This is a genomic window from Mesorhizobium sp. P160187, from assembly GCF_057766425.1.
In genome coordinates, this window is the sequence record NZ_JBYMDX010000004.1 from 1,439,304 (window position 1) to 1,461,744 (window position 22,441).

General features: G+C 62.3%; 21 protein-coding genes. 9 read left to right on the forward strand and 12 right to left on the reverse strand.

Annotation, left to right across the window (positions count from 1 at the left end; all coding sequences use genetic code 11):
• Nucleotides 1-29 precede the first annotated feature (29 nt).
• The 3 genes from AC3CCE_RS23950 to uxuA form a co-directional block, all read right to left on the reverse strand.
• On the reverse strand, nucleotides 30-1,202 hold the full coding sequence (locus tag AC3CCE_RS23950; RefSeq protein WP_352626347.1) for an alanine racemase: 1,173 nt from the start codon (nucleotides 1,200-1,202) through the stop codon (nucleotides 30-32).
• Nucleotides 1,199-2,488, reverse strand: coding sequence for a D-arabinono-1,4-lactone oxidase (locus AC3CCE_RS23955; RefSeq protein ID WP_023725469.1), 1,290 nt, complete (start codon nucleotides 2,486-2,488; stop codon nucleotides 1,199-1,201). The genes AC3CCE_RS23950 and AC3CCE_RS23955 overlap by 4 nt, the downstream gene beginning before the upstream one ends.
• Before the next feature lie 202 nt (nucleotides 2,489-2,690).
• Nucleotides 2,691-3,875: a mannonate dehydratase gene (uxuA, locus tag AC3CCE_RS23960; protein ID WP_352512520.1), complete on the reverse strand. Its 1,185-nt coding sequence runs from the start codon at nucleotides 3,873-3,875 to the stop codon at nucleotides 2,691-2,693.
• An 82-nt stretch (nucleotides 3,876-3,957) separates the two neighbouring features.
• On the opposite strand from uxuA, the gene AC3CCE_RS23965 reads away from it, so the two are divergent.
• A complete protein-coding gene (locus AC3CCE_RS23965; protein ID WP_352512519.1) occupies nucleotides 3,958-4,743 on the forward strand; it encodes an SDR family NAD(P)-dependent oxidoreductase in 786 nt (261 codons plus the stop codon).
• 49 nt (nucleotides 4,744-4,792) lie between these two features.
• On the opposite strand, the gene AC3CCE_RS23970 is transcribed toward AC3CCE_RS23965, so the two are convergent.
• Both AC3CCE_RS23970 and AC3CCE_RS23975 read right to left on the reverse strand, forming a co-directional pair.
• Entirely contained in the window at nucleotides 4,793-5,629 is an 837-nt protein-coding gene (locus AC3CCE_RS23970; protein ID WP_023817860.1) for an amidohydrolase family protein, read from the reverse strand.
• Nucleotides 5,630-5,698: 69 nt separating this feature from the next.
• Nucleotides 5,699-7,228, reverse strand: a complete 1,530-nt coding sequence (locus tag AC3CCE_RS23975; protein WP_352573762.1) for an MDR family MFS transporter — start codon at nucleotides 7,226-7,228, stop codon at nucleotides 5,699-5,701.
• A gap of 116 nt (nucleotides 7,229-7,344) precedes the next feature.
• Here AC3CCE_RS23975 and AC3CCE_RS23980 point away from each other — a divergent pair, with 116 nt between their 5' ends.
• Entirely contained in the window at nucleotides 7,345-7,983 is a 639-nt protein-coding gene (locus AC3CCE_RS23980; protein WP_352626348.1) for a MarR family winged helix-turn-helix transcriptional regulator, read from the forward strand.
• 74 nt (nucleotides 7,984-8,057) lie between these two features.
• Here the strand turns inward: AC3CCE_RS23980 and AC3CCE_RS23985 are convergent, their stop codons facing one another.
• From AC3CCE_RS23985 to AC3CCE_RS24005, 5 genes are read right to left on the reverse strand one after another with little or no spacing between them, the layout of a single operon-like run.
• On the reverse strand, nucleotides 8,058-9,260 hold the full coding sequence (locus tag AC3CCE_RS23985; RefSeq protein WP_352626349.1) for a mandelate racemase/muconate lactonizing enzyme family protein: 1,203 nt from the start codon (nucleotides 9,258-9,260) through the stop codon (nucleotides 8,058-8,060).
• Between the two features lie 8 nt (nucleotides 9,261-9,268).
• Nucleotides 9,269-9,595 carry an NIPSNAP family protein gene (locus tag AC3CCE_RS23990; RefSeq protein WP_023702115.1) on the reverse strand — a complete coding sequence of 109 codons (327 nt, stop codon included), beginning with the start codon at nucleotides 9,593-9,595 and terminating at the stop codon, nucleotides 9,269-9,271.
• A 47-nt stretch (nucleotides 9,596-9,642) separates the two neighbouring features.
• Complete coding sequence (locus AC3CCE_RS23995; protein ID WP_023833966.1) at nucleotides 9,643-11,001, reverse strand: mandelate racemase/muconate lactonizing enzyme family protein; 1,359 nt, start codon at nucleotides 10,999-11,001, stop codon at nucleotides 9,643-9,645.
• A 55-nt stretch (nucleotides 11,002-11,056) separates the two neighbouring features.
• On the reverse strand, nucleotides 11,057-12,223 hold the full coding sequence (locus AC3CCE_RS24000; protein ID WP_023681194.1) for a mandelate racemase/muconate lactonizing enzyme family protein: 1,167 nt from the start codon (nucleotides 12,221-12,223) through the stop codon (nucleotides 11,057-11,059).
• Nucleotides 12,224-12,277: 54 nt separating this feature from the next.
• A complete protein-coding gene (locus AC3CCE_RS24005; protein ID WP_023833967.1) occupies nucleotides 12,278-12,988 on the reverse strand; it encodes a GntR family transcriptional regulator in 711 nt (236 codons plus the stop codon).
• A 204-nt stretch (nucleotides 12,989-13,192) separates the two neighbouring features.
• On the opposite strand from AC3CCE_RS24005, the gene AC3CCE_RS24010 reads away from it, so the two are divergent.
• From AC3CCE_RS24010 to AC3CCE_RS24035, 6 genes are all read left to right on the forward strand, one after another.
• Complete coding sequence (locus tag AC3CCE_RS24010; protein WP_031204070.1) at nucleotides 13,193-14,671, forward strand: ABC transporter substrate-binding protein; 1,479 nt, start codon at nucleotides 13,193-13,195, stop codon at nucleotides 14,669-14,671.
• 81 nt (nucleotides 14,672-14,752) lie between these two features.
• The gene (locus AC3CCE_RS24015; protein WP_023725477.1) at nucleotides 14,753-15,712 is read left to right on the forward strand and encodes a carbohydrate ABC transporter permease; all 960 of its coding nucleotides are present in this window, start codon (nucleotides 14,753-14,755) and stop codon (nucleotides 15,710-15,712) included.
• Nucleotides 15,709-16,599 carry a carbohydrate ABC transporter permease gene (locus AC3CCE_RS24020; RefSeq protein WP_352626350.1) on the forward strand — a complete coding sequence of 297 codons (891 nt, stop codon included), beginning with the start codon at nucleotides 15,709-15,711 and terminating at the stop codon, nucleotides 16,597-16,599. Before AC3CCE_RS24015 ends, AC3CCE_RS24020 begins: the two co-directional genes overlap by 4 nt.
• Before the next feature lie 124 nt (nucleotides 16,600-16,723).
• Entirely contained in the window at nucleotides 16,724-17,821 is a 1,098-nt protein-coding gene (locus AC3CCE_RS24025) for an ABC transporter ATP-binding protein (RefSeq protein ID WP_352512510.1), read from the forward strand.
• 31 nt (nucleotides 17,822-17,852) lie between these two features.
• The gene (locus AC3CCE_RS24030; RefSeq protein WP_352512509.1) at nucleotides 17,853-19,016 is read left to right on the forward strand and encodes a mandelate racemase/muconate lactonizing enzyme family protein; all 1,164 of its coding nucleotides are present in this window, start codon (nucleotides 17,853-17,855) and stop codon (nucleotides 19,014-19,016) included.
• Between the two features lie 23 nt (nucleotides 19,017-19,039).
• Nucleotides 19,040-19,783, forward strand: coding sequence for a ribonuclease activity regulator RraA (locus AC3CCE_RS24035; RefSeq protein WP_023752140.1), 744 nt, complete (start codon nucleotides 19,040-19,042; stop codon nucleotides 19,781-19,783).
• Between the two features lie 71 nt (nucleotides 19,784-19,854).
• Here AC3CCE_RS24035 and AC3CCE_RS24040 read toward each other — a convergent pair whose 3' ends face one another.
• On the reverse strand, nucleotides 19,855-20,952 hold the full coding sequence (locus AC3CCE_RS24040; protein WP_352512507.1) for a DUF930 domain-containing protein: 1,098 nt from the start codon (nucleotides 20,950-20,952) through the stop codon (nucleotides 19,855-19,857).
• A 141-nt stretch (nucleotides 20,953-21,093) separates the two neighbouring features.
• Entirely contained in the window at nucleotides 21,094-21,429 is a 336-nt protein-coding gene (locus AC3CCE_RS24045; protein WP_352573764.1) for a DUF1127 domain-containing protein, read from the reverse strand.
• Between the two features lie 54 nt (nucleotides 21,430-21,483).
• Here AC3CCE_RS24045 and AC3CCE_RS24050 point away from each other — a divergent pair, with 54 nt between their 5' ends.
• Nucleotides 21,484-22,353 carry a LysR family transcriptional regulator gene (locus AC3CCE_RS24050; RefSeq protein WP_352626352.1) on the forward strand — a complete coding sequence of 290 codons (870 nt, stop codon included), beginning with the start codon at nucleotides 21,484-21,486 and terminating at the stop codon, nucleotides 22,351-22,353.
• Nucleotides 22,354-22,441 lie beyond the last annotated feature (88 nt).

The window sequence follows — 22,441 nt, forward strand, 5'->3', positions numbered from 1 at the left end:
AACCGCTTCACACTTTTCCTGGAATTGCTCTACGAAAACGGCAGTGCGGCCCATTGCTCGACGAATTTCCCGCCGGAATAGACCTGGATCGAACCGAACTGCTGTAGCACGAATTCGCTCTGCGTCGGACGCAGGAAGGCGTAGTCGTCAGGCCCGACATTGACGTTGTCGGGCAGCGCCATGAATTGCTGATTGGTCGAAAAGCCGAACGTCTTGTCGGTCTTCATCCCCACGGGATGGACGGGCTTGGCCATCCATTTTCCGCCATAGAGAAAACAGCCGCGCCGCGGCAACAGCCCGAGCTTCTGCAGCAGCCAGGAGCGCTGGTCGAGGCCCGGCGCCTGGACATCGACCACTTTCAGGATCGGCGTCGCGATGAATGCGGCAGGCCGCAATTGGCTGAGGCTCGGCACATCGAAATCGGTCGGCAGCATAAAAGCCGATCCGATGGACAATTCATTGGCGCCGACCCAGCTGTCATAGAGCAATGCGGTGCTGCTGCCGCCAAGATTGAGGATCTTGCGCTGGTCGGCGGCAAGGCAAGCGACATACTGGCGAAACAGGCTGATCGCCTTGACGCGCGCCTTGGCCCGTCCTCCCAGCAGTTTGGGGATATGGCCGATATGCGCCTCGTAGGCCATGACGCCTTCGCATTTCAGCCGCGGGTAATTCGCCACCGCGGAAACTGCCCGGGCCAGTGAGTCGGGATCGCTGATACCGCCGCGATGAAGGCCGACATCGACCTCGAAGCAGACGCGCAGCTCGCGGTCGAGCTCGGCGGCAAGCGAGCCATAGGCGGCCAGCCGCTCCTCGGTATCGATCAGCCAGACGATGCGCGACGTAGCTTCGCCGAGCCCGGCGAGAACGCCCTTCGTCAGCGCGTGCCTGGCGCCGGCAACCGGCATCGGCTTGCCCAACAGGAGATCGACTTGGGGAAACACTTTCAGCATCTCGGCGCTGATCGGCAGATGAAAGGTCATCAGCCTGTCGGTCGCAAACGCCGCGCGGATATAGTCGATCAGCGGCAGGCATGGCAGCGACTTGTCGACGAGGCGCAGATCGAGGCCCGTGGCGAACTTCGCCTTGATCGCAGCGATGTTGTGATCGAGCCGGTCGAGATCGAGCACCAGGCAAGGCTGAAAGATCCCGGCTGCCCTGAGCGCGCCCGACATTTCCGCGAAATAGGTGTCGGTCAGGCTCATGCCGCGACGCCGAGCAGCCTGGCAATATAGGGCGACACGAAGCGGTTGTCCGGGTCCATCTCGCGGCGGACCGCCATCGCATCGTTCCAGCGCGGATAGAGCGCGCTCAATTCCCTTGATGTCAGGCTGTGCATCTTGCCCCAATGCGGGCGGCCGCCGCGCTTCCTGAAGATCGGCTCGGCGGCGTTGAAGAACGCCATCGGATCGCGCTCGACGCCGTGATGGATGGCGATGGAACAGGTTGGGCGCTTGTAGAAGGGGCTGAGCCAGACATTGTCGGGCGCGACGACGCGCACCTCCATCGGAAAATAGACCTCTGGAAACCGCGTCTCGAGCAGCGCAATGATTTCGCTGAGTGCGGCCGCCCCTTCCTCGAACGGCAGGTGGTATTCCATCTCGTTGAACTTGACGTTGCGCTCGGAGGTGAAGACCTTCAGCCACTCCTCGATATAATCCTCGGCCGGCACCTTGGCGAAGGCCGAGCCGATGAGACGGCGGCGCAGCCAAGGGAGCCAGCTGAGATAGTCGCGCAGTTTTCTCAGCGTCGTCACCGCATCGTCGTCTTCCGTCGGCGGACGCACCGTCGCCGGCGCCTCGGTGATGTCGCTGGCAATCAGCAGCGCCTGGCCCGAAAACGGCACGTAGTAGAACTCGGCCGAACGATGCGCCGTCATGGTGCTTTCGAATTGCGCAAGCACATCGGCGATCGGCGCCGTCCAGCGGCGGTGCCGCATCCGGTAGCTCGCCACGTTGCGGATCGTCACTTCGGTGACGGCGCCGAAAGCGCCGAGCGAAGCGCCCATGGCTTCGATCATGTCGGGGCTCTTGGCACGGTCGAACTCTTTCAGCGCGCCACGCCCGTCGACGATCTGCATCGCCTCGAGCTGGGTGTGGTACGCGCCAAGTGTGATGCCCGAGCCGTGCGTGGCGGTGCCGAGGGCCCCGCCGAACGCCTGCTTGTCGATGTCGCCCATGTTCGGCAGCGCCTGGCCGACGCCGTGCAACAGCTTTGCCAGCGCGCCGATCTTGGTGCCGGCGCCGACCCGCGCCGTCAGTTTTTCGGGATCGTGCGACCTCAGGCCCTCGAAGCGGTCGAGCGACAGGATGGTGCCGTCATTCTTGACCAGCGGCGTAAAGGAATGGCCCGTGCCGACAAATCGAACTGGTCCCGGCGAGTTGCGAATGGCACCACTCAGCTCATCGAGACTCTGCGGTTCGGCAAAAGCCTGCGGCGTGGCCGTGACATAGCCCGACCAATTGCTCCACTGGCTGATAGCCTCTCCCACGATCCCTCCCTAGGGCGCCGGCTTTGCCGGTCTTTCCCCTAGCGCTAGATAATATGATACATAGTCAGCTTTTCCGGATATGATACATTGTCAGCTTTCTGTCAACCTGGCAATCGGAGGTGTCTTGCGTCCGCGCCGGCCGCATTATCTACAGCGACGCACGCTGAGCCGGCGTCGGCATTGAACGCAGTTCGTTGCCCCTTCAAGCCAGCCCAAACGTTTCCACGGCCCGCATGATGCCGCGCAATTCGGCCAAGCCCTTCAGGCGGCCGATCAGCGAGTAGCCGGGATTGATCCTTGTCTTGCCGATATCGTCGGCGAGCAGGTGGCCATGGTCCGGCCGCATCGGGATTTGCCAGTCGGCGCGGCCCTCCTTGCGGCGGCGCGCCTCCTCCTGCATCAGCGCCAGGATGACATGCGCCATGTCGGTGCCGCCTTCGAGATGCTCGGCCTCGTAGAACGAGCCGTCATCCTCGATGGTGATATTGCGCAGATGGGCGAAGTGGATGCGGTCGGCGAATTCCTTGACCATGGCGACGATGTCGTTGTCGGCGCGCGTGCCGTAGGACCCGGTGCAGAACGTCAGCCCATTGGCCTGGCTGTCGACGGCATTGAGAATGAAACGCGCATCCTCGGCGGTCGAAACGACGCGCGGCAGGCCGTAGAGCGAAAACGGCGGATCGTCGGGGTGGATACACATGCGCACCCCCTCCTCTTCCGCCACCGGAATGATCTCGCGCAGGAACCACGCGAGGTTGTCGCGCAACTCCTTCGACCCGATCCCGTCATAGTCCGCAAGCGCCTCGCGAAAACTGTCGCGGTCATACTTGCGCTCTGTAGCCGGCAGGCCGGCGATCAGATTGCGCTCGATCTGGTCGATCTTCTCGGGCGGCAATTCCTTCAGCCGCGCTTCCGCCTGCGCAATACGCGCCGGCGTATAGCTTGCCACGCCGTTTCTGCGCTTCAGCACGAACAGATCGTAAGCGGCGAAATCGATCGCATCAAAACGCAGGGCGTAGCCTGTCGTCGGCAGACGGTAGGCTAGATCGGTGCGGGTCCAGTCCACCACCGGCATGAAATTGTAGCAGATCGTGGCGATGCCGGCCTTGGCCAGCGCGCGGATCGAATCGCGGTAATAGCCGGCATAGCGCTCGCGTTCCGGCGCGCCGATCTTGAAGGAATTGTGGACCGGAATGCTCTCTACGACCGACCAGGTCAGTCCTGCTTCCTCGATAATGCGCTTGCGCTCCAGCACTTCGGCCTCAGGCCACGCCCGGCCGTCATAGATATGGTGGAGCGCCGAGACCACGCCGGTGGCGCCCGCCTGCTTGACATGATCGAGCGTCACCGGATCATCGGGCCCATACCAGCGCCAGCATTGTTCCATTTCGGCTTTCCTTCTGCGAGAGGTTGGCAACTTATTGTTGGACCGCGATGGGAGTCGATAGAAAATGGAGGAGTTTTTAGAAATGAAGGATTTCGACGGCAAGGTAGCTCTTGTGACGGGGACGACCGGCATCGGCCTGGCAACCGCCAAGCGCCTTGCGGCCGGGGGTGCTGCAATCATCGCCTGCGGCATCGACCGCGTGGCCAATGCGGCGATGAAGGCGCAGTTGGAAAGCGCTGGAGCCAAGGCGCTGGTCATCGACACCGACGTCTCCGTTTCCGACCAGGTGCGCGACGCGGTGGCGGCTGGCGTCGCAAGGTTCGGCGGCCTGGATGTCATCGTCAACTCAGCCGCCGTCCATCCCTATGGCACCGCGACGACGACCGACTGGGAAACCTGGAACCGAACGATGACGGTCAATGTCGGCTCGATCTACCTGACCGCGCATTTCGGCATCCCCGAAATGATCAAGCGCGGCGGCGGCGCCATCGTCAATGTCGCCTCGGTGCAGGGCTTTGCCTGCCAGCAGAACGTTGCCGCCTATGCCACGACCAAAGGGGCCATCCACACGCTGACGCGCTCGCTGGCGCTCGACTACGCGGCATCAGGCGTTCGGGTGAATTCGGTCAGCCCGGGCTCGATCCGCACGCCAATCCTGGAGAAGGCCGCGCGTGGCGGCAATGGCAGCGATGCCGATGTCGAAGAGGCTTACAAGCGCTTCGGCGCGGCGCATCCGCTCGGCCGTATCGGCGAACCGGAGGAAGTGGCGGAACTCATCGCCTTCCTGTGCTCGTCGAAGGCCGGTTTCTGCACCGGCGCGGACTACAGGATCGATGGCGGCCTGACGGCAGGTATCGGCGTGAAGTAGCGCTATGATGGCGTTCTGCGCGCTTGCAGGCAATCGGTGTCCGACCGCGCTACAGCTTCCACATCCGCTTGGCATTGCCCGACAGCAGTTTCGTCCTCTCCTCAGGACTGGCGCCCGCGATCAGCGCGTGTGTCGCCGCCACCCAAGTGGCAAGGCCACCGCCAAGCGTGCACACCGGCCAGTCGCTGCCCCACACGACGCGGTCCCAGCCGAAAATGCCGATCGTGTGCTCGACATAGGGGCGCAAGGTCTCGACGGTCCATGAGCCGGCATCGGCATAGGCGACGACGCCGGAGATCTTGCCGATGACATTGGGACGCCGCGCGATCTCGGTCATATGCTCGCGCCACGGATGTTCCGCACTGGCCTTGATGTCGGGCACGCCGCAATGGTCGAGCACGAACTGCACATCCGGCGCCAGATCAGCGAGCGCAACCGCCCTTGGAATCTGATGCGGCAGGACGACGAGGTCGAAGGTCAGGCCGGTGCCGGCAAGCCGCTTGATGTTTTCGCGAAACAGCGCGCTGTCCGAAAGCTCGTCCGGCATGACGTGCAGCACGCGACGGAACCCCTTGACGAAGGGATCGGCCTGCTGGCGCTCGAGATAGGCGGCGAAACCGGCCTCCTCCGGGCGGCAGGAGGCGATCGCCCCGCGCAACAGACTGCCCTTCTCCAGCGACTGCGCCTTCACATGGCTGGCCTCGGCCTGGATGTCGGCTTCATCGACGTCGACCTCCATATGCAGCGCGGCCTCGATGCCGGCCCGGCGGGCCTGGATCGCATATTCTGCGTGCGGGAAATCGCGGTTGAGCGCCGGCTCGCGGCTGAGCCAGGGATAGCGCAGCGCCGAAAGGTCGATCAGGTGCAGATGAGTGTCGATGATCATGGCTGTCCTCCTCGGTGATTTCAGATCATCGCCAAATGCCTAAACCCAGCGCATGACACAAGCTTTGGCTCAGGCCCGCTTCGGGATCTCTTTGTCCTCGAGCAGCAGCGTCAGCCCCATGGCGACGAAATAGAGCGCCGCCACCCAGATGAACATCACGTTGAAGCCACTGGAGTAATGGTCGAGCACCACTTCGCGGATCGCGCCCGGCAGGCTCGATGCGAGGTGCGGCGTCAACCCGTTCAGGCCACTGGGCAGCAGGGCGGCGGCGTCTGCAGGAAGCTCGGCTGTCTGCCGGTTCAGCGCCCAGATCATCACCGCGCCGTTCAGCGCCAGTCCGAGCGAAGCTCCGAGCGTCCGCGCCTGGGTGATCAGCGACGTCACCGCGCCGATATCCTGCAGCGGTGCTGCCGCCTGGATCGCCACGATCAGCACCTGGAACTGCAGGCCCATGCTGATGCCGAACACTGCCATCATCGTCGCCAATACCCAGATCGGCGTATGCTGGTTGGTGAGGACGAAGCCCAGCATCAGAAACCCGCCAATACCCATGGCGACCACCGGCATCCATTTGTAGCGTCCGGTTGCGGCGATCACCCGCCCGGCCACGATCGAGATGACCATGGACGTGAGCGACGCCGGCAGGAACAGGAAGCCGACTTCGGCGGGGCTCAGGCCCGTCAGCGTCTGCATGTAGAGGGCGAAATAGAAGAACATGCCCAGCGTCACCGTTCCGGCGACCAGCGACACGCCCGAGACGATGCTGACCGTCGAATTGCCGAACAGCCGCAGAGGTACGATCGGCTCTTCGGCCCGCCGCTCGACCATGACGAACAAGGTGATGGCGACCAGCGCCAGCAGCGGCAGCGCGAAGGTGATGAGGTCCGGTCCGCTGGGGTCGAGCACGTGATAGCCCCAATAGACGATCGCCGTCGTGCCGGTGGCGAGCAGCACGCCGCCGAGATAGTCGATGCGGTGCCGCTTTTCGTTGAACCGGCTGCGCATGGCGAAGGCCAGCACCGCCAGCACGATGATCCCTATCGGCAAATTGACCAGGAACACCCAACGCCAGCCGAACAGGCTGGTGATGTAGCCGCCGGCCAGCGGGCCGAGCACCGACGACAGCGCGAACACCGCCGAACTGTAGCCCTGATATTTGGCGCGGTCGCGCGGCGAAAACAGTTCGCCGATCATCGCGAAGGCCGAAACCATCAACCCACCCCCGCCGATACCCTGCAGCACGCGCGCGGCGATCAAGCTCTCCATCGACCATGCCATGCCGCAGACCAGCGAGCCCAGCAGGAACAGGCCGATCGCCGTCAGCACGACATTCTTGCGGCCATACATGTCGCCAAGCTTGCCGTAGAATGGCGAGACCGCGGCGGTCGAGAGCAGGTAGGCGGCACCGACCCAGCCGAACAAATGCAGATTGCCGAGTTCGCCGGCAATGGTGGGCAAGGCGGTGACGACGATCTGCATGTAGATGGTTGCCATGAACATGGCGATCAGCGCGCCGAAATAGACGATCAAGGTCGTAAGGTCGGGCCTGACTTGGGCCTCCACGGGCGCTGTGTCCGGCAGCGTCTGCTCGACAGTCATCGGTGTCTCCGTAACTTGGGGCGCGATTTATGTGCCCACAGCCGAGAGGTGTCAACCAGATATGTGCGCTCAGCATATAATTGACATCAGCATATATTCTTGCTAACGCGCTATGGATGAGCAGCAACGCATCCAGCAGTCCGGACCGATTTCCATCCCTGTTCCAGACGCGCGGCGATCGGGACCTCGCCGGTCTGGCGCGCGGCAGCGGCCTGTCCGAACCGGCGGCCGAGGCCGTGGCCGCCATCGATGCGGTAATGAGCAAGGTGCGCCGCTCGATCCAGCGCCGCGACTTCGGCCGCATGATCCTGGCGCGCGTAGACCCTTCGCTGGAAGTGAGCCATCTCGATGCGATCAGCGCCATCGCGAACAATCCGGTTTTCAGCGCTACCCAGCAGGATGAGGTGACGGTTGGCGTCATCGCCGAGCGCCTCGAGATCGATCCGTCGCGCGCCAGCCGCATCGCGGCCGACCTCGTCGAACGCGGCTATGCCTGCCGTGTCGCATCGCAACGCGATGCCCGCCGCATCTGCCTCAAACTCACCGCCAAGGGTGAGCGCCTCGTGGCGGCGGTGCGCCAGACCAAATGGCGGATTTTCGCCGGATCGCTGGCACAGTGGGATGAGCAGGACCTAGTAAGGTTCGCCACCTTGCTGGAACGCTTCGCCGGTTGGGCCATGGACGAAGCCGGGATGAAAAGATCCGCCGAGGCCGTCAAGCAGTTGATGGACGAGATGCTGCCCGAAACGAATTAGGCGGCACGGCGTGGACGCTCACCCATGTGTGCGAGCCGTTCGATAGCCCTTGACGCTCAGGTCGCGTCGGATCGTTATCGGTCGAAGAAACCGGCGTCCTCTGCCGCGAGATACTTCTTCGCCGCCTTGGCGTCGATGTCGAGGCCCAGTCCCGGAGCTTCGAGCAGGTCCACCATGCTATCCCTGACGATCTGCCCCTTGGGCAGGCCGATGACGATGTCCTCCCACCACGGGTCGGAGGCGCTGGGATATTCGAAGGCGATGTAGTTGGCCGGCAGCGTGGCGCAGACATTGATCAGCGCGCCGAGGCCCAGCAGACCGTTCGCCGTGCCGTGCGGCGCCATCATGATCGAGTGCATATAGGCATGCTCGGCCACCCATTTGAGCTCGGCGATACCGCCTATATCGGCAGGATCCGGGCCGATGACGCGCACCGCCTGTGTTTCGATCAGTTCCTTGAAATTATGGCGCAGATAAATCTGTTCGCCCGTATGGATCGGGGTGGACGTCGATGTCGTGAGTTCGCGGTAGGCCTGCGGATTGACCCACGGCACGTAGTCGCCGGTCAGCATATCCTCCAGCCACATCAGATTGTATTTTTCGACGGCCCGCGCGAAGCGGATGGCGTCGGGCAGGAACCAGCCGGGGCCGCAATCCAGCGCCAGCGAGACCTTGTCGCCGAGCACATCCTTCATGGCGATGACGCATTCGATCATATGCGCCATGCCGCGCTCGCTGATCTGCCCCTGGTCCATCGCGCCGTGATAGGTCGGCGGCTGACGCACGCCGTAGTGGAAGTCGGGGACGCTGGTCTTCATGTTGGAATGAAAGCTGATGCCTTGCTTGACCATGAAGAAGTTTTCCGGCCGCTCCATCATCCATTTGACGTCGGCCGCGTAATCCTCCGGCCTGTCGCCGGTGCGCTTCTTGCGGATGGAACCGTTATAGACCCGCACCTTGTCGCGCACCTTGCCGCCGAGCAGCTTGTAGACCGGAACGCCTGCCGCCTTGCCGGCGATGTCCCACAGAGCATGCTCGATAGCGCTGACGGCGGCGCCATAGGGCTTGAACGAGCCGCGCTGGCGGATTTTCAACATCACGCGTTCGACATCGGTCGGGTCCTCGCCGATCAGCGCGTCGCGGAAATGCAGCACCCAAGGCTTGAGATAAGGCTTGGTGTACTCGACCTCGCCGAGGCCATGGAGGCCTTCGTCGGTGACGATGCGCACGATGGGATGCTTGCCGATGACGGCGCACCTGAGATCGGTGATCTTCATGATGTCCTCTATTTCACCGACGAGAAGGCGGTTGGCGCGAGAAACTGGCTGGAAATATTGGCCAGGATCGGGCCATCGCGCTCGGACTCGTCGCGGGCCTCGAGCCATGCCCGATCGGTGGTGAAGGCCTTCCATTTCACTTCGCGCTCGGCAAGGGATTCCCAGGCGATGAAATAGGTCAGTCGATTGCTGCTTTCGCCGACCACCGTGGTGAAGAACCCGGCTTGGCGGATGCCGTGCTTGTCCCACAGCGCCAAGGTATGGTCGTTGAAACGCTTGAGCAGCGCCGGCAGCTGGCCCGGCACGCAGTCGTAAATGCGAAGTTCGTAGATCATGGTCCATCCTTCTGTTTACCTCTCCCTCCGAGGAGAGAAGTGTAGAGTCAGCTCCAGGTGCGGTCCCAGGAATATTCGTCGTCCCAGTGATCGGTCGGTTGCCAGATGCCGGTGACGCCGGGCTGCAGGTGCTGGCTGATCACTTCGTCGACGATGTCGTCGATGCCCAGACCAGGCTTGTCGGGCACGGTGATGAAGCCGTCCTTGACCAGCGGCTTGGGCAGGCCGGTGACGATATCGTCCCACCAGTCGACTTCGACGCTGTGATATTCGAGCGCCATGAAGTTTTCCGTGGCTACAGCGACATGCGCGGCGGCCATTGCCGCGATCGGGCTTTCCGCCATGTGAATGGCCATGGCGACGCCATGCTCCTGCGCTGCGTCGCCGATCTTCTTGGTCTCGAGAATGCCGCCGGTGGTCAGCAGATCCGGATGGATGACCGAGATGCCGGCGTTGAGCAGCGGCTGGAATGCTTCCTTGAGGTAGATGTCTTCACCGGTGCAGATCGGCACGGAGGTCGCCTGCTGCAACTGCCGATACTGCTCGGTGTACTGCCAGGGGATCACGTCCTCGAGCCAGGCCGGTGCATACTTCTCGATCCGCCGGGCCAGACGGATGCCGTCCTGCAGCGAGATGTGGCCGACATGGTCGATGGCGAGCGGGACCTCGTAGCCGATCACCTCGCGGACCTCGTGAATATATTGATCGAGCAGGTCGAGGCCCTTTTCGGTGAAATGGAGGCTGGTGAAGGGATGCGGCACGTTCTGCGCATCATAGGCGGCGTTGCGCGCCCGGCGCTCGTCCAGCGTGCGTGCCGGACCGCGCGCGGCATGGCTGCGGAAACCGTCGAGCACGCCGGCCGGCGCCACCACTGCGCCCGATATGTGCGCGATCTGCGCCAGACCGAGATCCATCTTGAGGAAGGTGAAGCCAAGATCCATCCGCGCCTTGAGCCGCTTGCCGGTCTCGGTGCCGCTGGGCTTGTCCGCGTCGGTGTCGCAATAGACCCGCACCTTGTCGCGGAACCGTCCGCCAAGCATCTGGTAGACCGGCACGCCGTAGGCCTTGCCAGCGAGATCCCACAGCGCGATCTCGACTGCCGAGACACCACCACCTTGCCGTCCATGGCCGCCAAATTGCTTGATGCGGCGGAACAGCCGGTCGACGTCGCAAGGGTTCTCGCCTAGCAACCGGCTCTTCAACATCAGCGCATAGGTCGCGCTGGCGCCGTCGCGCACTTCGCCCAGGCCGACAATGCCTTGATTGGTGTAGATCTTGATCAGCGCCGAGGTGAACGGCGCGCCGACGATCTCGGCGACCCGCAGGTCGGTGATGCGCAGGTCGCTCGGCCTGGAGTTCGTATTTACCCGATTGAGCGCCTCGCCGGCGCTACCCGTCTTTGCCATGGCTTATCCTCGTTCTGATGGTGGCGCCCCGCACCCCCGGCCTGCATAAGCGTTGCTAGCCAAGCTCTATCTCGTGGGCCTGCAGGTAGTCTCGGTTCATCTCGACGCCCAGACCCGGCTTCGACGCCAGCTTGAGGCTGCCGTTCGAAACATCGAGTGGCTCGTCGATGAGGTGGTTGTATTTATCGAGATTCCACTCCGACGTTTCGAGCTTGTAGAAGTTGGGAACCGTCATCATCACCTGCGCTCCCGCAACCACATTGATCGGTCCCGCGGCGTCATGGGGCGAGACCGGGATGTAGTAGGCTTCGCACAGGGCGGAAATCTTCTTCAGTTCGGTAATGCCTCCGGTCCAGGTAACGTCCGGCATGATGTAGTCCGCAAGCCTGTTCTCGAGCACCGGCACGAAATCCCATTTGGTGTGGCCGCGCTCGCCCCACGAGATGGCGGCACTGACCTTCTCACGCACTTGCTTGAGAGCATTGAGGCTTTCTGGCGGGCATGGCTCCTCGAACCAGTCGATCTGGCCGGCTTCCTCGAGGCTTCGGCAGAGGCGAATGGCGGTGGGGACGTCGAAGCGGCCATGCGCGTCGATGAGAATGTCGACATCGGGCCCCGCCGTTTCACGGATCAAAGCCGTTAGTTCGGCAGCCTCGCGCTCGTCCTTGCGGGTCATGCTGCCATCGAGGTAGCCGTCCCGCTGTTCGCGCGCCAAGCCATCGGCGATGCGGCCCTGGTGGGGGAAAGGATCGAACTTCAGCCCGGTGTGTCCGGATTCGACGATGTCTCGAATTTCGCGGACCACAGCCTCCTTGCTGGTAAACTTGGCCTGGTTGGGGTGGGTATAGAGCGCGATTTCATCGCGTACCGGACCGCCCAGCAGCTCGTAGATCGGCTTGCCTAGAACTTTGCCGCGAATGTCCCAGAGCGCTATGTCGATAGCGCTCACGCATTCGACTGCGGCGCCGCGGCTGCCCATATAGGTGAAGCTGCGGAAAATCTTGTGCCAGAGATGCTCGATGCGCGCCGGATCCTCACCTGTGACGGCAACACCGATCTGCCGCAGGATCGTGCACAGCGCGCGGTTGGCGAGCCTTGTGGTGGTGGTGATTTCCCCCCAGCCACTGACCCCTTCGTCGGTCGTCACCTCGACGAACAGGAACTCTCCCCAATAGGAAGCATCGGACTTGATCAGCCACGGCCGAACGCTCGTGATTTTCATCTCTCAACTACCTCTGTCTGATGGCCGGACCAATGATTTTCTGGGCTGGAAGTTCTATCCGGCCCGAGCGGCGTTGCGCGCACGCATCTGTTCGAGAACGTGCCGGCCGGAACCCTCGACATGGCGGGCAATGAGTTCGGCCGCCTCGTCGGCATTTCCCGCTTTGATATGCGCGATGAGCTCGCGGTGTTCACGCATGATGGCGGCCCGCCGCGCGAGCGTGAAATTGAAACGCCGGCTCACCGCCCGCAGCACTTCGCGATGCTTCCACCAAAGCTCGGCGGCATGGCGGTTGTAGTGGCGCTGGTACATTACGGTGTGGAAGGCGGTATCAAGTTCACTGTGCCGCAATGTGTCGGTGAAGTTGTTCTCTTCGATCAGAGCCTGGATGCGTTCGAGTTCGGCGATGTCCTCGCCGGTCGCCATGTTCACGAACCATCGCGTCAGGGCCGGCTCGATCAGGACGCCGATCTCGTAGATATCCCGGACAAAATCCTGGTCTATGGGCCGGACGCGCGCGCCACGGTTGGCGACAAAGGTGACGAAGCCCTCCCCTCGCAACAGCTGCAGCGCCTCGCGTACGGGGTTGGTCGAGGTGCCGTGACGCCGGGCGAGATCGGTAACCACAAGTCGTTCGTTGGCGGCGAGCCGTCCCTCGATGATGTCTTCCCGGATCAGCTCATAAAGCGAGGCGCCCTCGCTGGACGCCGCGATGGGATCAATCCCCGCGGGTGGCTCTGCTTTGAAATCACTTGTTTCGGCCAAAGCCGGCTCCCCCGATTAGTACATCACATGCTCGATATCATACACGCGTTTTGCAAACAATGTACGATCGGGTGCGTTGACAGGCAATCCACGATCTGAAAACGTACCAGATGATCGAAGGGATACATTGAGCAGAAGGACACATCCCGCACGGTCGAACGAGCCCTTGGCGCACGGCGGCATGGGAGAATCTGGGAGGATACTATGACGAGGATTACACTCGGCGGTGCCGTCCTGCGCGGCACAATCGCCACTGCTTTGATGGCGTCGCTCATGTCGGGATCGGCGCTGGGTTCGCCGCCAGTCGATTTGAGCAAGTGGTCGCCGGAATATGTGCGCTCCATCGCCGGCACACAGGATTTCGACACGGCCGCCGATTGCGGCAAGGTCACTCCGCTCGACTACAAGGGGCGACTGACGTTCTGGTATCAGGGCGTGTTCGAGGGCGACCCCGACCTGCTGCGTCAGTACTACAAGGATTTCTTCGAGACCTTCCGCAAGACCTATCCGAACATCCAGCTCGAGGATCAGGCCCTCACCTACAACGACCTTCTCGACAAGTTCCGCACGGCGCTGCTGGGCAATGCCGCGCCGATGGCGGTCCGCCTGCAAATCCTGGGCGGAACCGAGTTCGCCTCGAAGGGTTATCTGCAGCCGCTCAAGCCGGAAGATGTGGGCTATCCCACAGAGGATTTCTGGCCCGGCGCCATGAAGGCGGTAACCTGGGATGGCGTGACCTACGGCATTCCCACCAACAATGAGACGATGGCGTTCATCTGGAACGCCGACATTTTCAAGCGTGCGGGCCTCGATCCGGACAAGGCTCCAGCGACCTGGGACGACGTCGTCAAATATTCCAAGCAGATCCATGACAAGCTCGGCATAGCCGGCTACGGCCTCGTGGCGCGCAAGAACGCCGGCAACACGCCGTACCGCTTCATGCCGCAACTATGGGCCTATGGCGGCGGTGTCTTCGACGAAGCCTCCGCGAACCCGACCTATAAGGAGGTCGAGCTCAATAGCCCGCAGAGCAAGGCGGCGTTGCAAGCCTCCTACGACATGTATGTTCGCGACAAGTCGGTTCCGGTCTCGGCCCTCACCAACCAGCAGGCCGATAACCAGCCCCTGTTCGTCGCCGGCCAACTCGGCATGATGGTCTCGCACCCGTCCGACTATAACGTCATGCTCGACCTGCAGAAGAAGGCAACGGGCGCCGACAAGGACAAGGCGCAGACCGTCATCGACAACATGCGCTATGGCCTGATTCCGACCGGCCCCGACGGCAAGCGCGCCGTCGTGTTTGGCGGCTCGAACATTCACATCCTGAAGCCCGAATATGTCGAGGGCGGCAAGGTGGACGAGCCGGCTGCAAAGGCCATCATCTGCATGTGGACGAGCCCTGAATGGTCGCTGAAGATGGCGTATGCCGGCTCGAACCCGGGCAACCTCAACGGCTTCAAGACCAAATGGATGAAGGAACGTCTGGACAACATCAAGTTCCTCGATGTCACGACCTCGATGTTGCCATACGGCATCCCGTTCCCGGCGCTGCCGCAGTCGCCCGAGATCATGAATATCATCGTCCCGGACATGCTGCAGAACGCCCTGACCGGAGCGATGACCGTCGACCAGGCAGCGGACGACGCGGCCGAGAAGGTGAAGAACCTGATGGACGGACTCTAGTCCGGGCCTGACCTGCGATCCGACCGGCTGTGCCGATAGTGCGTGCAGCCGGTTTGCTCCGAAGAACAAGGGCACGCCATCGTGACGATCGTGACCGGCAAGGCCGAGGCTCGCCAAAGATTGCAACCCGGTAGCTCCGGCGTGCTGCGGAATATCTGGGAGCACCGCGCCGACTACGCATACGTGCTTCCAGCGATCGCCGTGATGCTCATCGTCATCGCCTATCCGATCTACTACACGGTCGAGCTGTCGTTCTTTAAGACACCGCCTGGCCTGCAGCTCCGCGACAAGACCTTCATCGGATTGGACAACTACACGGCCATCCTTACCAGTCAGGTGTTCTGGAAAGTCACCTTGAACACCCTGATCTGGACGATCGCATCTACCTTCGTTGCCTTTGCCTTGGGATTTGCCGCCGCGCTGGCCCTCCACCGCGAGTTTATCGGCCGGGGTGTCCTGCGCGCTATCCTGATCATTCCCTGGGTCATCAGCGCGGTTGCCGCCTCCTATATCTGGAAGTGGATCTACCATTCGGACTTCGGCATCATCGGCGCGGTGCTGGTCGGCCTCGGATTGGCTGACCGGCCGCCGAACTTCATCGACAACGTCAGCACGGTGCTGCCCTCCTTGATCGTCGTCAATATCTGGCGCGAGTTTCCGTTTGCCATGATCATGATGATGGCCGGTTTGCAGACGGTCCCCGACCAGTTGTTGCGCGCCGCGGAAGTCGACGGGGCCAATGCATGGCAGCGTTTCTGGCACGTCACCTTCCCGCATCTGCGCAACGTCTCGACGGTGACGATCCTGCTGCTCGCAGTGGCCAATTTCAATTCCTTCATCATCCCGTGGATCATGACCGGTGGCGGGCCGTCGAACGCTTCGCACATCTGGATCACCCACATTTATGAGCTCGCCTTCGGCCGGCAGCGATGGGGCGTCGCATCGGCCTATTCGGTACTCCTGTTCCTCATGCTGATGGTGCTGGGCTACTTCTACGTCCGTGCGCTGGCCGGCAACGAGCGCAACGAGGGGAGCGCATGAGCACGATCGTCGAGACAGTCCCTCAACGTCCGGCCCGGCGCCGCATGCTCATCGACGGATGGCGTTGGGCCGGGCGCATCTTCCTCGTGTTCATGCTGCTTTACACCGCGTTGCCGATGATCTGGATGCTGATCACCTCGATCAAGTCCGGCTTCGCGGCGATGCAGTTCCCGCCGCAGTGGTGGCCGGAAGAGCCTACCCTGGCCAGCTACCAGAAGCTGCTCGATCCGCAAAACAGCGTCGGCCAGGACTTCCTGCGTTTTTTCTGGAACAGCCTCTACGTGTCGACCGTCACCACAATCCTTTCGGTGATCGTGGCCGTTCCTGCGGCCTACGCCTTTTCGCGCTTTCGTTTCCCCGGTCGAAACTTCCTGTTCTTCACCGTGCTTTTGCGCAACATGTTCCCGGCGGTGATCTTTCTCGTGCCGCTCTTCATCCTGATGCGCGCGATCGGGCTGGTGAACACGCATGGCTCGCTCATTCTCACCTATCTCACCTTCGGCCTGCCGCTGGCGATCTGGCTGCTCAAGGGCTTTTACGACAACATTCCGGTGCAGCTCGAGCAGGCGGCGCGGATCGATGGGGCGACCCGGTTCCAGGCCTTCATCCTGATCGTGATGCCTCTCTCGACGCCCGGAATCATCGCCACCGCGATCTATTCCTTCATTGGCGCCTGGAACGAGTACATCTATGCCTACACCTTTCTCTCCAAGAACGAGCAGTTGACCCTGCCAGTCGGCATACAGCGTTTCTTCTCGGAGAATACGACGGACTTTCCGGGCCTGATGGCGGCCAGCTTCATGATGAGCGTGCCCGTCGTGGTGCTGTTCCTCCTCCTGCAACGATACTTCGTACGCGCCCTTACAGAAGGCGCGGTCAAACACTAGAGCCGGATGATTTCAGGTCTGTTCGACCTGAAATCTGAATCCGCCTCTAAATCAAAGAGATAGAGCATGATGTCGTCCGAAAACCACTTCACACTTTTCGGCATCATGCCGTAGGGAGTTGCCGATGGCCCACGTGGTCCTGAGAGATCTCGTCAAGACCTATGGCGGCTTCAAAGCTGTCAACGACGTTTCGCTGACGGTCAATGACGGCGAGTTCGTTGCGCTCGTCGGCCCTTCGGGCTGCGGCAAGACAACCACGCTCAATCTTGTCGCGGGATTGATCCCGGTCACATCGGGCGACATCGTCATCGGCGACCGCGTGGTCAACGACCTCGACCCCAAGGACCGGGACATCGCGATGGTGTTCCAGAACTACGCGCTCTACCCGCAGAAATCGGTCTACAAGAACCTGGCGTTCCCGCTGCAGATGCGCAAGCTGCCCAGGGACGAGATCGACAGGAAGGTCAAGGAAGCGGCGCGCGTGCTCGACATGACGCACCTTCTCGAGCGCAAGCCGCGCGAACTTTCAGGCGGGCAGCAGCAACGTGTCGCCTTGGGGCGCGCCCTCGTCCGCGACCCCGCCGTTTTCCTCATGGACGAGCCGCTCTCCAACCTCGACGCCAAACTGCGGGTCCAGATGCGCTCGGAGATCAAGCGCTTCCACCAGGACCTCAAGGCGACCATCATCTATGTCACGCACGACCAGCTCGAAGCCGTGACCATGGCCGACAAGATGGCGGTGATGAACGGCGGCTACCTGTTGCAATACGATTCTCCGGCGCAGGTCTTTGCCCATCCGGTGAACATGTTCGTCGCCAGCTTCATCGGCAGCCCGGCGATGAGCCTTGTTCCACTGGAGGCATCGACAGCAAACGGCAACACTGCGTTGACCGGCGCGGAGGGCTGGAGCCTTGAGCTCTCGCCGCTCAACGCCCGGAAGGTTGCGGGGGCAACGTCGAGGAAAGTCGTGCTCGGCGCACGTCACTCGACCATCAGGCTCCACAAGAGCGCGGCGCCAGGCAGCGTCCCGGCCAGGGCCTATACAGTGGAGCCGACCGGAGACGTCACCTTCGTGCAGGCGTTGCTGTCAGGCGCCATCGTCAACATCAGCGTGTCCCCCAACATCGCCGTCGCACCTGACGAGCAGATCTGGCTCGAGTTCGACCAGGAGCGGCTGCATCTGTTCGATGGCGAAACTGAACTGGCCCTCAAGGCCGGCTGAGACAAGACGGGGTTCATTGGGAACGTTGGGGATGACTGAAAAGCTTAAGATCACCGCGATCAAACCCTATCCTGTATGGGTTGGAACGCGTAATCAGATGCTCGTCAAGATCGAGACCGACCAGGGCGTCTTCGGCTGGGGCGAGAGCGGCTTGAGCGGGCGCGAAAAGGCCGTTGCCGGCGCGGTCGAGCATTTTCGCGAGTTTCTCATCGGCCGTGACCCGATGCAGATCGGGCGGATCTGGCAGGAGGCATATCGCAGCCAGTACTTCGAAGGCGGGCGCGTTCTGCAGGCGGCTATCTCCGCCATCGACATCGCCCTTCACGACATCAAGGGCAAGGCGCTGGGGGTGCCGGTCTACGAACTGCTGGGCGGCAAGCAGCGCGACCGCATCCCCACCTTCGCCTCGACCGGAGACGAGGCCGAGGGCGACCTCGCCATCGAACGAGCCCGGGAGCTGCGCGCACGGGGGTGGCAGGCGATCCGCTTCTTCCCCGTAGGGCAAAGCAGCAGGGACATCTTCGAACCCCGCGAGTCGATCGGCGCTACCGCGAGCATGCTGAACAAGGCGCGCGAGGCGCTGGGCGACGACGTCGTCCTCGGCATCGACTATCATCATCGGCTGTCGGTGGCAGAGGCGGCGAGCTTCTGCAACAAGCTCGGCCGCGGCGTGCTTGATTTTCTCGAGGAGCCGATCCGCGACGAGACACCTGAAGCCTACGAATCCCTGCGCAGGATGACCGACATTCCCTTTGCCATCGGCGAGGAATTTGCCAGCAAGTGGCAGTTCCTGCCCTACATCGAGCGCGGCATCCATCAGTTCAACCGTCTCGATGTCTGCAATGTCGGCGGGCTCACCGAGGCGATGAAAGTCGCCGGCTGGAGCGAGGCGCACTATGTCGACCTGATGCCGCACAATCCGCTTGGTCCGGTGTGCACGGCCGCGACCCTGCATCTCGCCGCCGCGGTACCCAACTTCGCGTGGCTCGAGACCAGGGAACCCGAGACGAAGCTGGGCTTCGACAATTCCGACTTCTTCCCCGTGCAGCCACGGCTCGACGGTCCCGACTATCCGGTCAGCGACCTGCCGGGGCTCGGCGTCGAGGTCAACGAAGCGGCGGTCCGGGCGGAGGCTTTTCGTTTCTGGGAAGCGCCTCACCTCAGGCGCCGGGACGGGTCTGTTACGAACTGGTAGTTCCATCTCAACCGGAGTCCACAATGACGCATATCCCTGACATCACGCGACCGTCCAAAGACCTCATTGACGCCCTGAGGGAAATCGGCGCCGCGACGGTTGCCGGCACGCTGGGCCACATGGGTTTCCGCAATCCGCACATGGTCGGTCCGGTGGCGCAGAACCATGGGAAGTCGATCGTCGGGCCGGCGCTGACGCTGCAGTTCCTGCCGCAGCGGCCGGACCTCTTCAGCGAGGGAGAATACGCCGACCCGGAAACGCAACTGCACCGGCACGTGCTCTATCACGCGCAGGAAGGCGATGTGGTCGTCGTCGACGCGCGCGGCGACATGAGCTCGGGCGTCTTCGGCGATATGATGTCGACCTACTTCAAGGGCAGAGGCGGCGCGGGCATCGTCATCGATGGATGCATGCGCGACCGGCCGAATGTCGAAAAGCTCGATCTGCCGCTATGGCTGCGCGGCTGGACGCCCAACTACCATGTGCAAACCAGCATCTATCCGAACGCCGTCAACGTTCCGATAGCCTGTGGTGGTGTCACGGTGATCCCGGGCGACATTATCATCGCAGACGACGACGGGGCGGTTGTGCTTCCCGTCGCAATGGCGGCAAAGGTAATTGAAGAATCGAAAAAACATCACGATTGGGAGGAGTTCTCGCGCGAGAAGCTCATGCAGGGCGCCCCGCTGCAGCGCTATTATCCGCTGCACGACGATGCTCGCGGCGAATATGAGGAGTGGCGCAAAGCCAACCGCCCGGCGGATTGAAGCAGGCATTCAAAACGATCCATATGCGGTGAAATTTGATGTGCGCCCCGACAGACTACTGGGAGGACGTCTCAGCCAGGACCGCGCCGCCGACGAACGTCCCGATCAAGAAAGGCGCTTTCGTCTGGCGAGGCGGCGGCTCCGACACGGAAGGCGAACGACGTGACCCGCGTCGCATTGATGTCGATACCGCACCGGAAGCTCAGATGGTACCATGTCGTTGCCGTGCGGAAAGCGGTGTCTGGGGCGTCAAGAACATTGCCGGCCTTGAGCGGAATGCTTGGGATCAGTTGGGGAGAATAAGAGGCGTCGTTCAACTCTTGCTCAAGAACGCTGGCGCAAAGTCTGGCGGCCCGTTGATCGCGAGGCACGTCGGCCATCGAGTTCGTTGCGAACACATCACCGGTAGCGCCTTGCGAAAAGAGTTTGCGAACGCCCGGAAGGCCCGAATATGGCCGCGGTGTAGCCGAGGCCACGTCGATGGAGTTTGGCTCTTCGGTGATTCCGCGTCCTGACTTCGTAGCCTTTGCCGGGCGGCGTTTCGGCACGTTTTCGGGTCTGGTCCGAGGCGCCTGAGCCGACGCGGGAAGCTCGATCTCACCGTCGTCCCCATGGGCAGCCAAAGGCATTGCGGCCGCGGATGCCTGTTTGTCAGCGGGAGGGGTCGCAGCCTCCTGTTTGTCCGCTTCCGGCTTCTCATTAATCTTGGCTGACTCTGCCGGCCCTCCGGCGTCTGGCGCTGGGGCGGGTTTACTCTCCGCATCCTTTGGCGCGACAGCCGACTGTGGCTCGTTATCCTTGGCCGGCGATGGCGCATTGTCATGAGCGCTGCCTCCATCCAAGGATTTTTTGGGGCCAGTGTCTTTGTCGCCGAACTGAAAAACAGGCTTCAGGACCTCGATTGGCGGCAGCTTTTCCGGTGCCGGCTTTTCAACCTTCTGCTCCGGCGGCTTTCCAGGTTGCGGTGGAGGCGGCGCGGGAGCGGGCTCAGGCTTTGGCGGTTCGGGCGGCGGCACGAGCGCGACGTTCACCGCTTGCTCCTCCTGCGGCTGCTGGGCAGGAACGGGCAGGCCATAGACCAGGAACGCGGTGATGAGCGCATGCAGGACCAGCGATGCGGGCAAGGCCCACAGCAAAGTCCGACGCCGCTCGGATGTCTCGGTCTTCATCCCTCACGATGTGGAGCGAAACTGCGGCGGCATCAAGCGTGGCAACCGTATTGGCGCATTCAGCCGCAGCTCAGCAGTGAGGAGACGACGCATGATTGCTTCTCGCCGCCGGCTCCATTCTCTGCATGCCCGCCTCCAATCTCAGCGACGCAGGCTGGCGTCGCGGGCACGCTCGCGGAGCTCTTCGCGAGAAAGGCCCGCATCCGCCAATATGCTGTCTGGAAGCCGCCTCAAGCTCGCAAGCGTCTGGCGATAGGCAAGCCAGCGGGCGAAACGGTGTCGAAGTTCATGCAACATGATCGTCTCCTTGGGAGCGAAATACCTCACGCTCTTGAGTTGGTCGAAAACGCAAAGCAATCGCGCAAAGCGTATGCACGATCGAAGGATTGGACTGACTTCCTGGCCAACCGAGGTGCCTGTCATTGTCCCACCAGGGCAGGAATTTCCAGCGCCTCTAACGGCTGCATACTTGCGCATGATGTCCGCTTCGCGCTACAGCCACGGTCGCAAGGAGTTTTTCATTTCTGCAATATGGATATTGGCTGGGACGATCTGAGGTTGTTTCTCGACGTTGCGCGGCTGGGTGGTCTGAGCGCGGCTACGGCAACCACGCGCCTCAGCGCAGCCACACTCGGACGACGTGTCACCGCGCTCGAAAAGCAGATCGGCGAAGCGCTGTTCGTACGGCAGCAGACCGGCTACCGGCTAACCCCGGTCGGTGAAGAACTGCTGCGGCGCGCCGAAGACGTCGAAGCAGCAATGCAGTCGCTAACCCGCTGGCGCGAGGGAAACCTGCCCGACCGCATTGTCCGCGTCTCGGCCGGGCCTTGGACCTCGGCCTTCGTTTCGGCCCATATCGGCGAAATCTGGACGGTCGATGACGGCATCAGGGTGGAACTCGTCACCACGACCGATCGGGTCGACATCGGTCGCCGCGCCGCCGATATCGGCATCCGCAGCGAGCGCCCAACCGAACAGTGGCTGGCCGGCCGCCAGAGCGGCAAGGTCGCCTATGCCATCTATTCCGGACGCCACCTGATTAACGGCATCGCTGCCGGCTTGTTCGTCGGCGTCACCGGCGAAGGAGCGAACGTCGCCTCGGCGCGCTGGCTGCAAGCCCATCACGGCGACCGCATCGCCGTGCGCGGGAACAACGTCCATTCGGTGCGAGAACTTGTGGCCGCGGGCGCCGGCCTTTCAGTGTTTCCGTGTTTCGTCGGCGACAGCGACCTGCGGCTGGTTCGCGTCGCTCAGCCTATCCCAGAACTCGAAACCGACCAGTGGATCGTCACCCACCATGAGGAACGCCACTCCCCGCCAGTACGAAAGATTGCCGACCGGATTGCCGCCCTGATGCGGACCCGTCAGCCGTTGTTTAGCGGCAAGATGCCGATCCGGTAAGCCTCAGGGGTCGATCGGCCGCCACATTCTCAGGTTCTGGCGCGTGAGGCGGGCGCGTGAAGCTTGAAGGGGTTGGATCCCGGATGTG

Coding starts and splice junctions, on each gene's coding strand:
- AC3CCE_RS24020 (WP_352626350.1), top strand. CDS start 15,709: ATGAGCACGATCGTCGAGACAGTCCCTCAACGTCCGGCCCGGCGCCGC.
- AC3CCE_RS23950 (WP_352626347.1), bottom strand. CDS start 1,202: ATGAGCCTGACCGACACCTATTTCGCGGAAATGTCGGGCGCGCTCAGG.
- AC3CCE_RS23980 (WP_352626348.1), top strand. CDS start 7,345: ATGAGCAGCAACGCATCCAGCAGTCCGGACCGATTTCCATCCCTGTTC.
- AC3CCE_RS23965 (WP_352512519.1), top strand. CDS start 3,958: ATGAAGGATTTCGACGGCAAGGTAGCTCTTGTGACGGGGACGACCGGC.
- AC3CCE_RS24050 (WP_352626352.1), top strand. CDS start 21,484: ATGGATATTGGCTGGGACGATCTGAGGTTGTTTCTCGACGTTGCGCGG.
- AC3CCE_RS24000 (WP_023681194.1), bottom strand. CDS start 12,223: ATGAAAATCACGAGCGTTCGGCCGTGGCTGATCAAGTCCGATGCTTCC.
- AC3CCE_RS24010 (WP_031204070.1), top strand. CDS start 13,193: ATGACGAGGATTACACTCGGCGGTGCCGTCCTGCGCGGCACAATCGCC.
- AC3CCE_RS24045 (WP_352573764.1), bottom strand. CDS start 21,429: ATGCGCAAGTATGCAGCCGTTAGAGGCGCTGGAAATTCCTGCCCTGGT.
- AC3CCE_RS24035 (WP_023752140.1), top strand. CDS start 19,040: ATGACGCATATCCCTGACATCACGCGACCGTCCAAAGACCTCATTGAC.
- AC3CCE_RS23975 (WP_352573762.1), bottom strand. CDS start 7,228: ATGACTGTCGAGCAGACGCTGCCGGACACAGCGCCCGTGGAGGCCCAA.
- AC3CCE_RS23985 (WP_352626349.1), bottom strand. CDS start 9,260: ATGAAGATCACCGATCTCAGGTGCGCCGTCATCGGCAAGCATCCCATC.
- AC3CCE_RS23990 (WP_023702115.1), bottom strand. CDS start 9,595: ATGATCTACGAACTTCGCATTTACGACTGCGTGCCGGGCCAGCTGCCG.
- AC3CCE_RS23970 (WP_023817860.1), bottom strand. CDS start 5,629: ATGATCATCGACACTCATCTGCACCTGATCGACCTTTCGGCGCTGCGC.
- AC3CCE_RS24030 (WP_352512509.1), top strand. CDS start 17,853: ATGACTGAAAAGCTTAAGATCACCGCGATCAAACCCTATCCTGTATGG.
- uxuA (WP_352512520.1), bottom strand. CDS start 3,875: ATGGAACAATGCTGGCGCTGGTATGGGCCCGATGATCCGGTGACGCTC.
- AC3CCE_RS24040 (WP_352512507.1), bottom strand. CDS start 20,952: ATGAAGACCGAGACATCCGAGCGGCGTCGGACTTTGCTGTGGGCCTTG.
- AC3CCE_RS24025 (WP_352512510.1), top strand. CDS start 16,724: ATGGCCCACGTGGTCCTGAGAGATCTCGTCAAGACCTATGGCGGCTTC.
- AC3CCE_RS23995 (WP_023833966.1), bottom strand. CDS start 11,001: ATGGCAAAGACGGGTAGCGCCGGCGAGGCGCTCAATCGGGTAAATACG.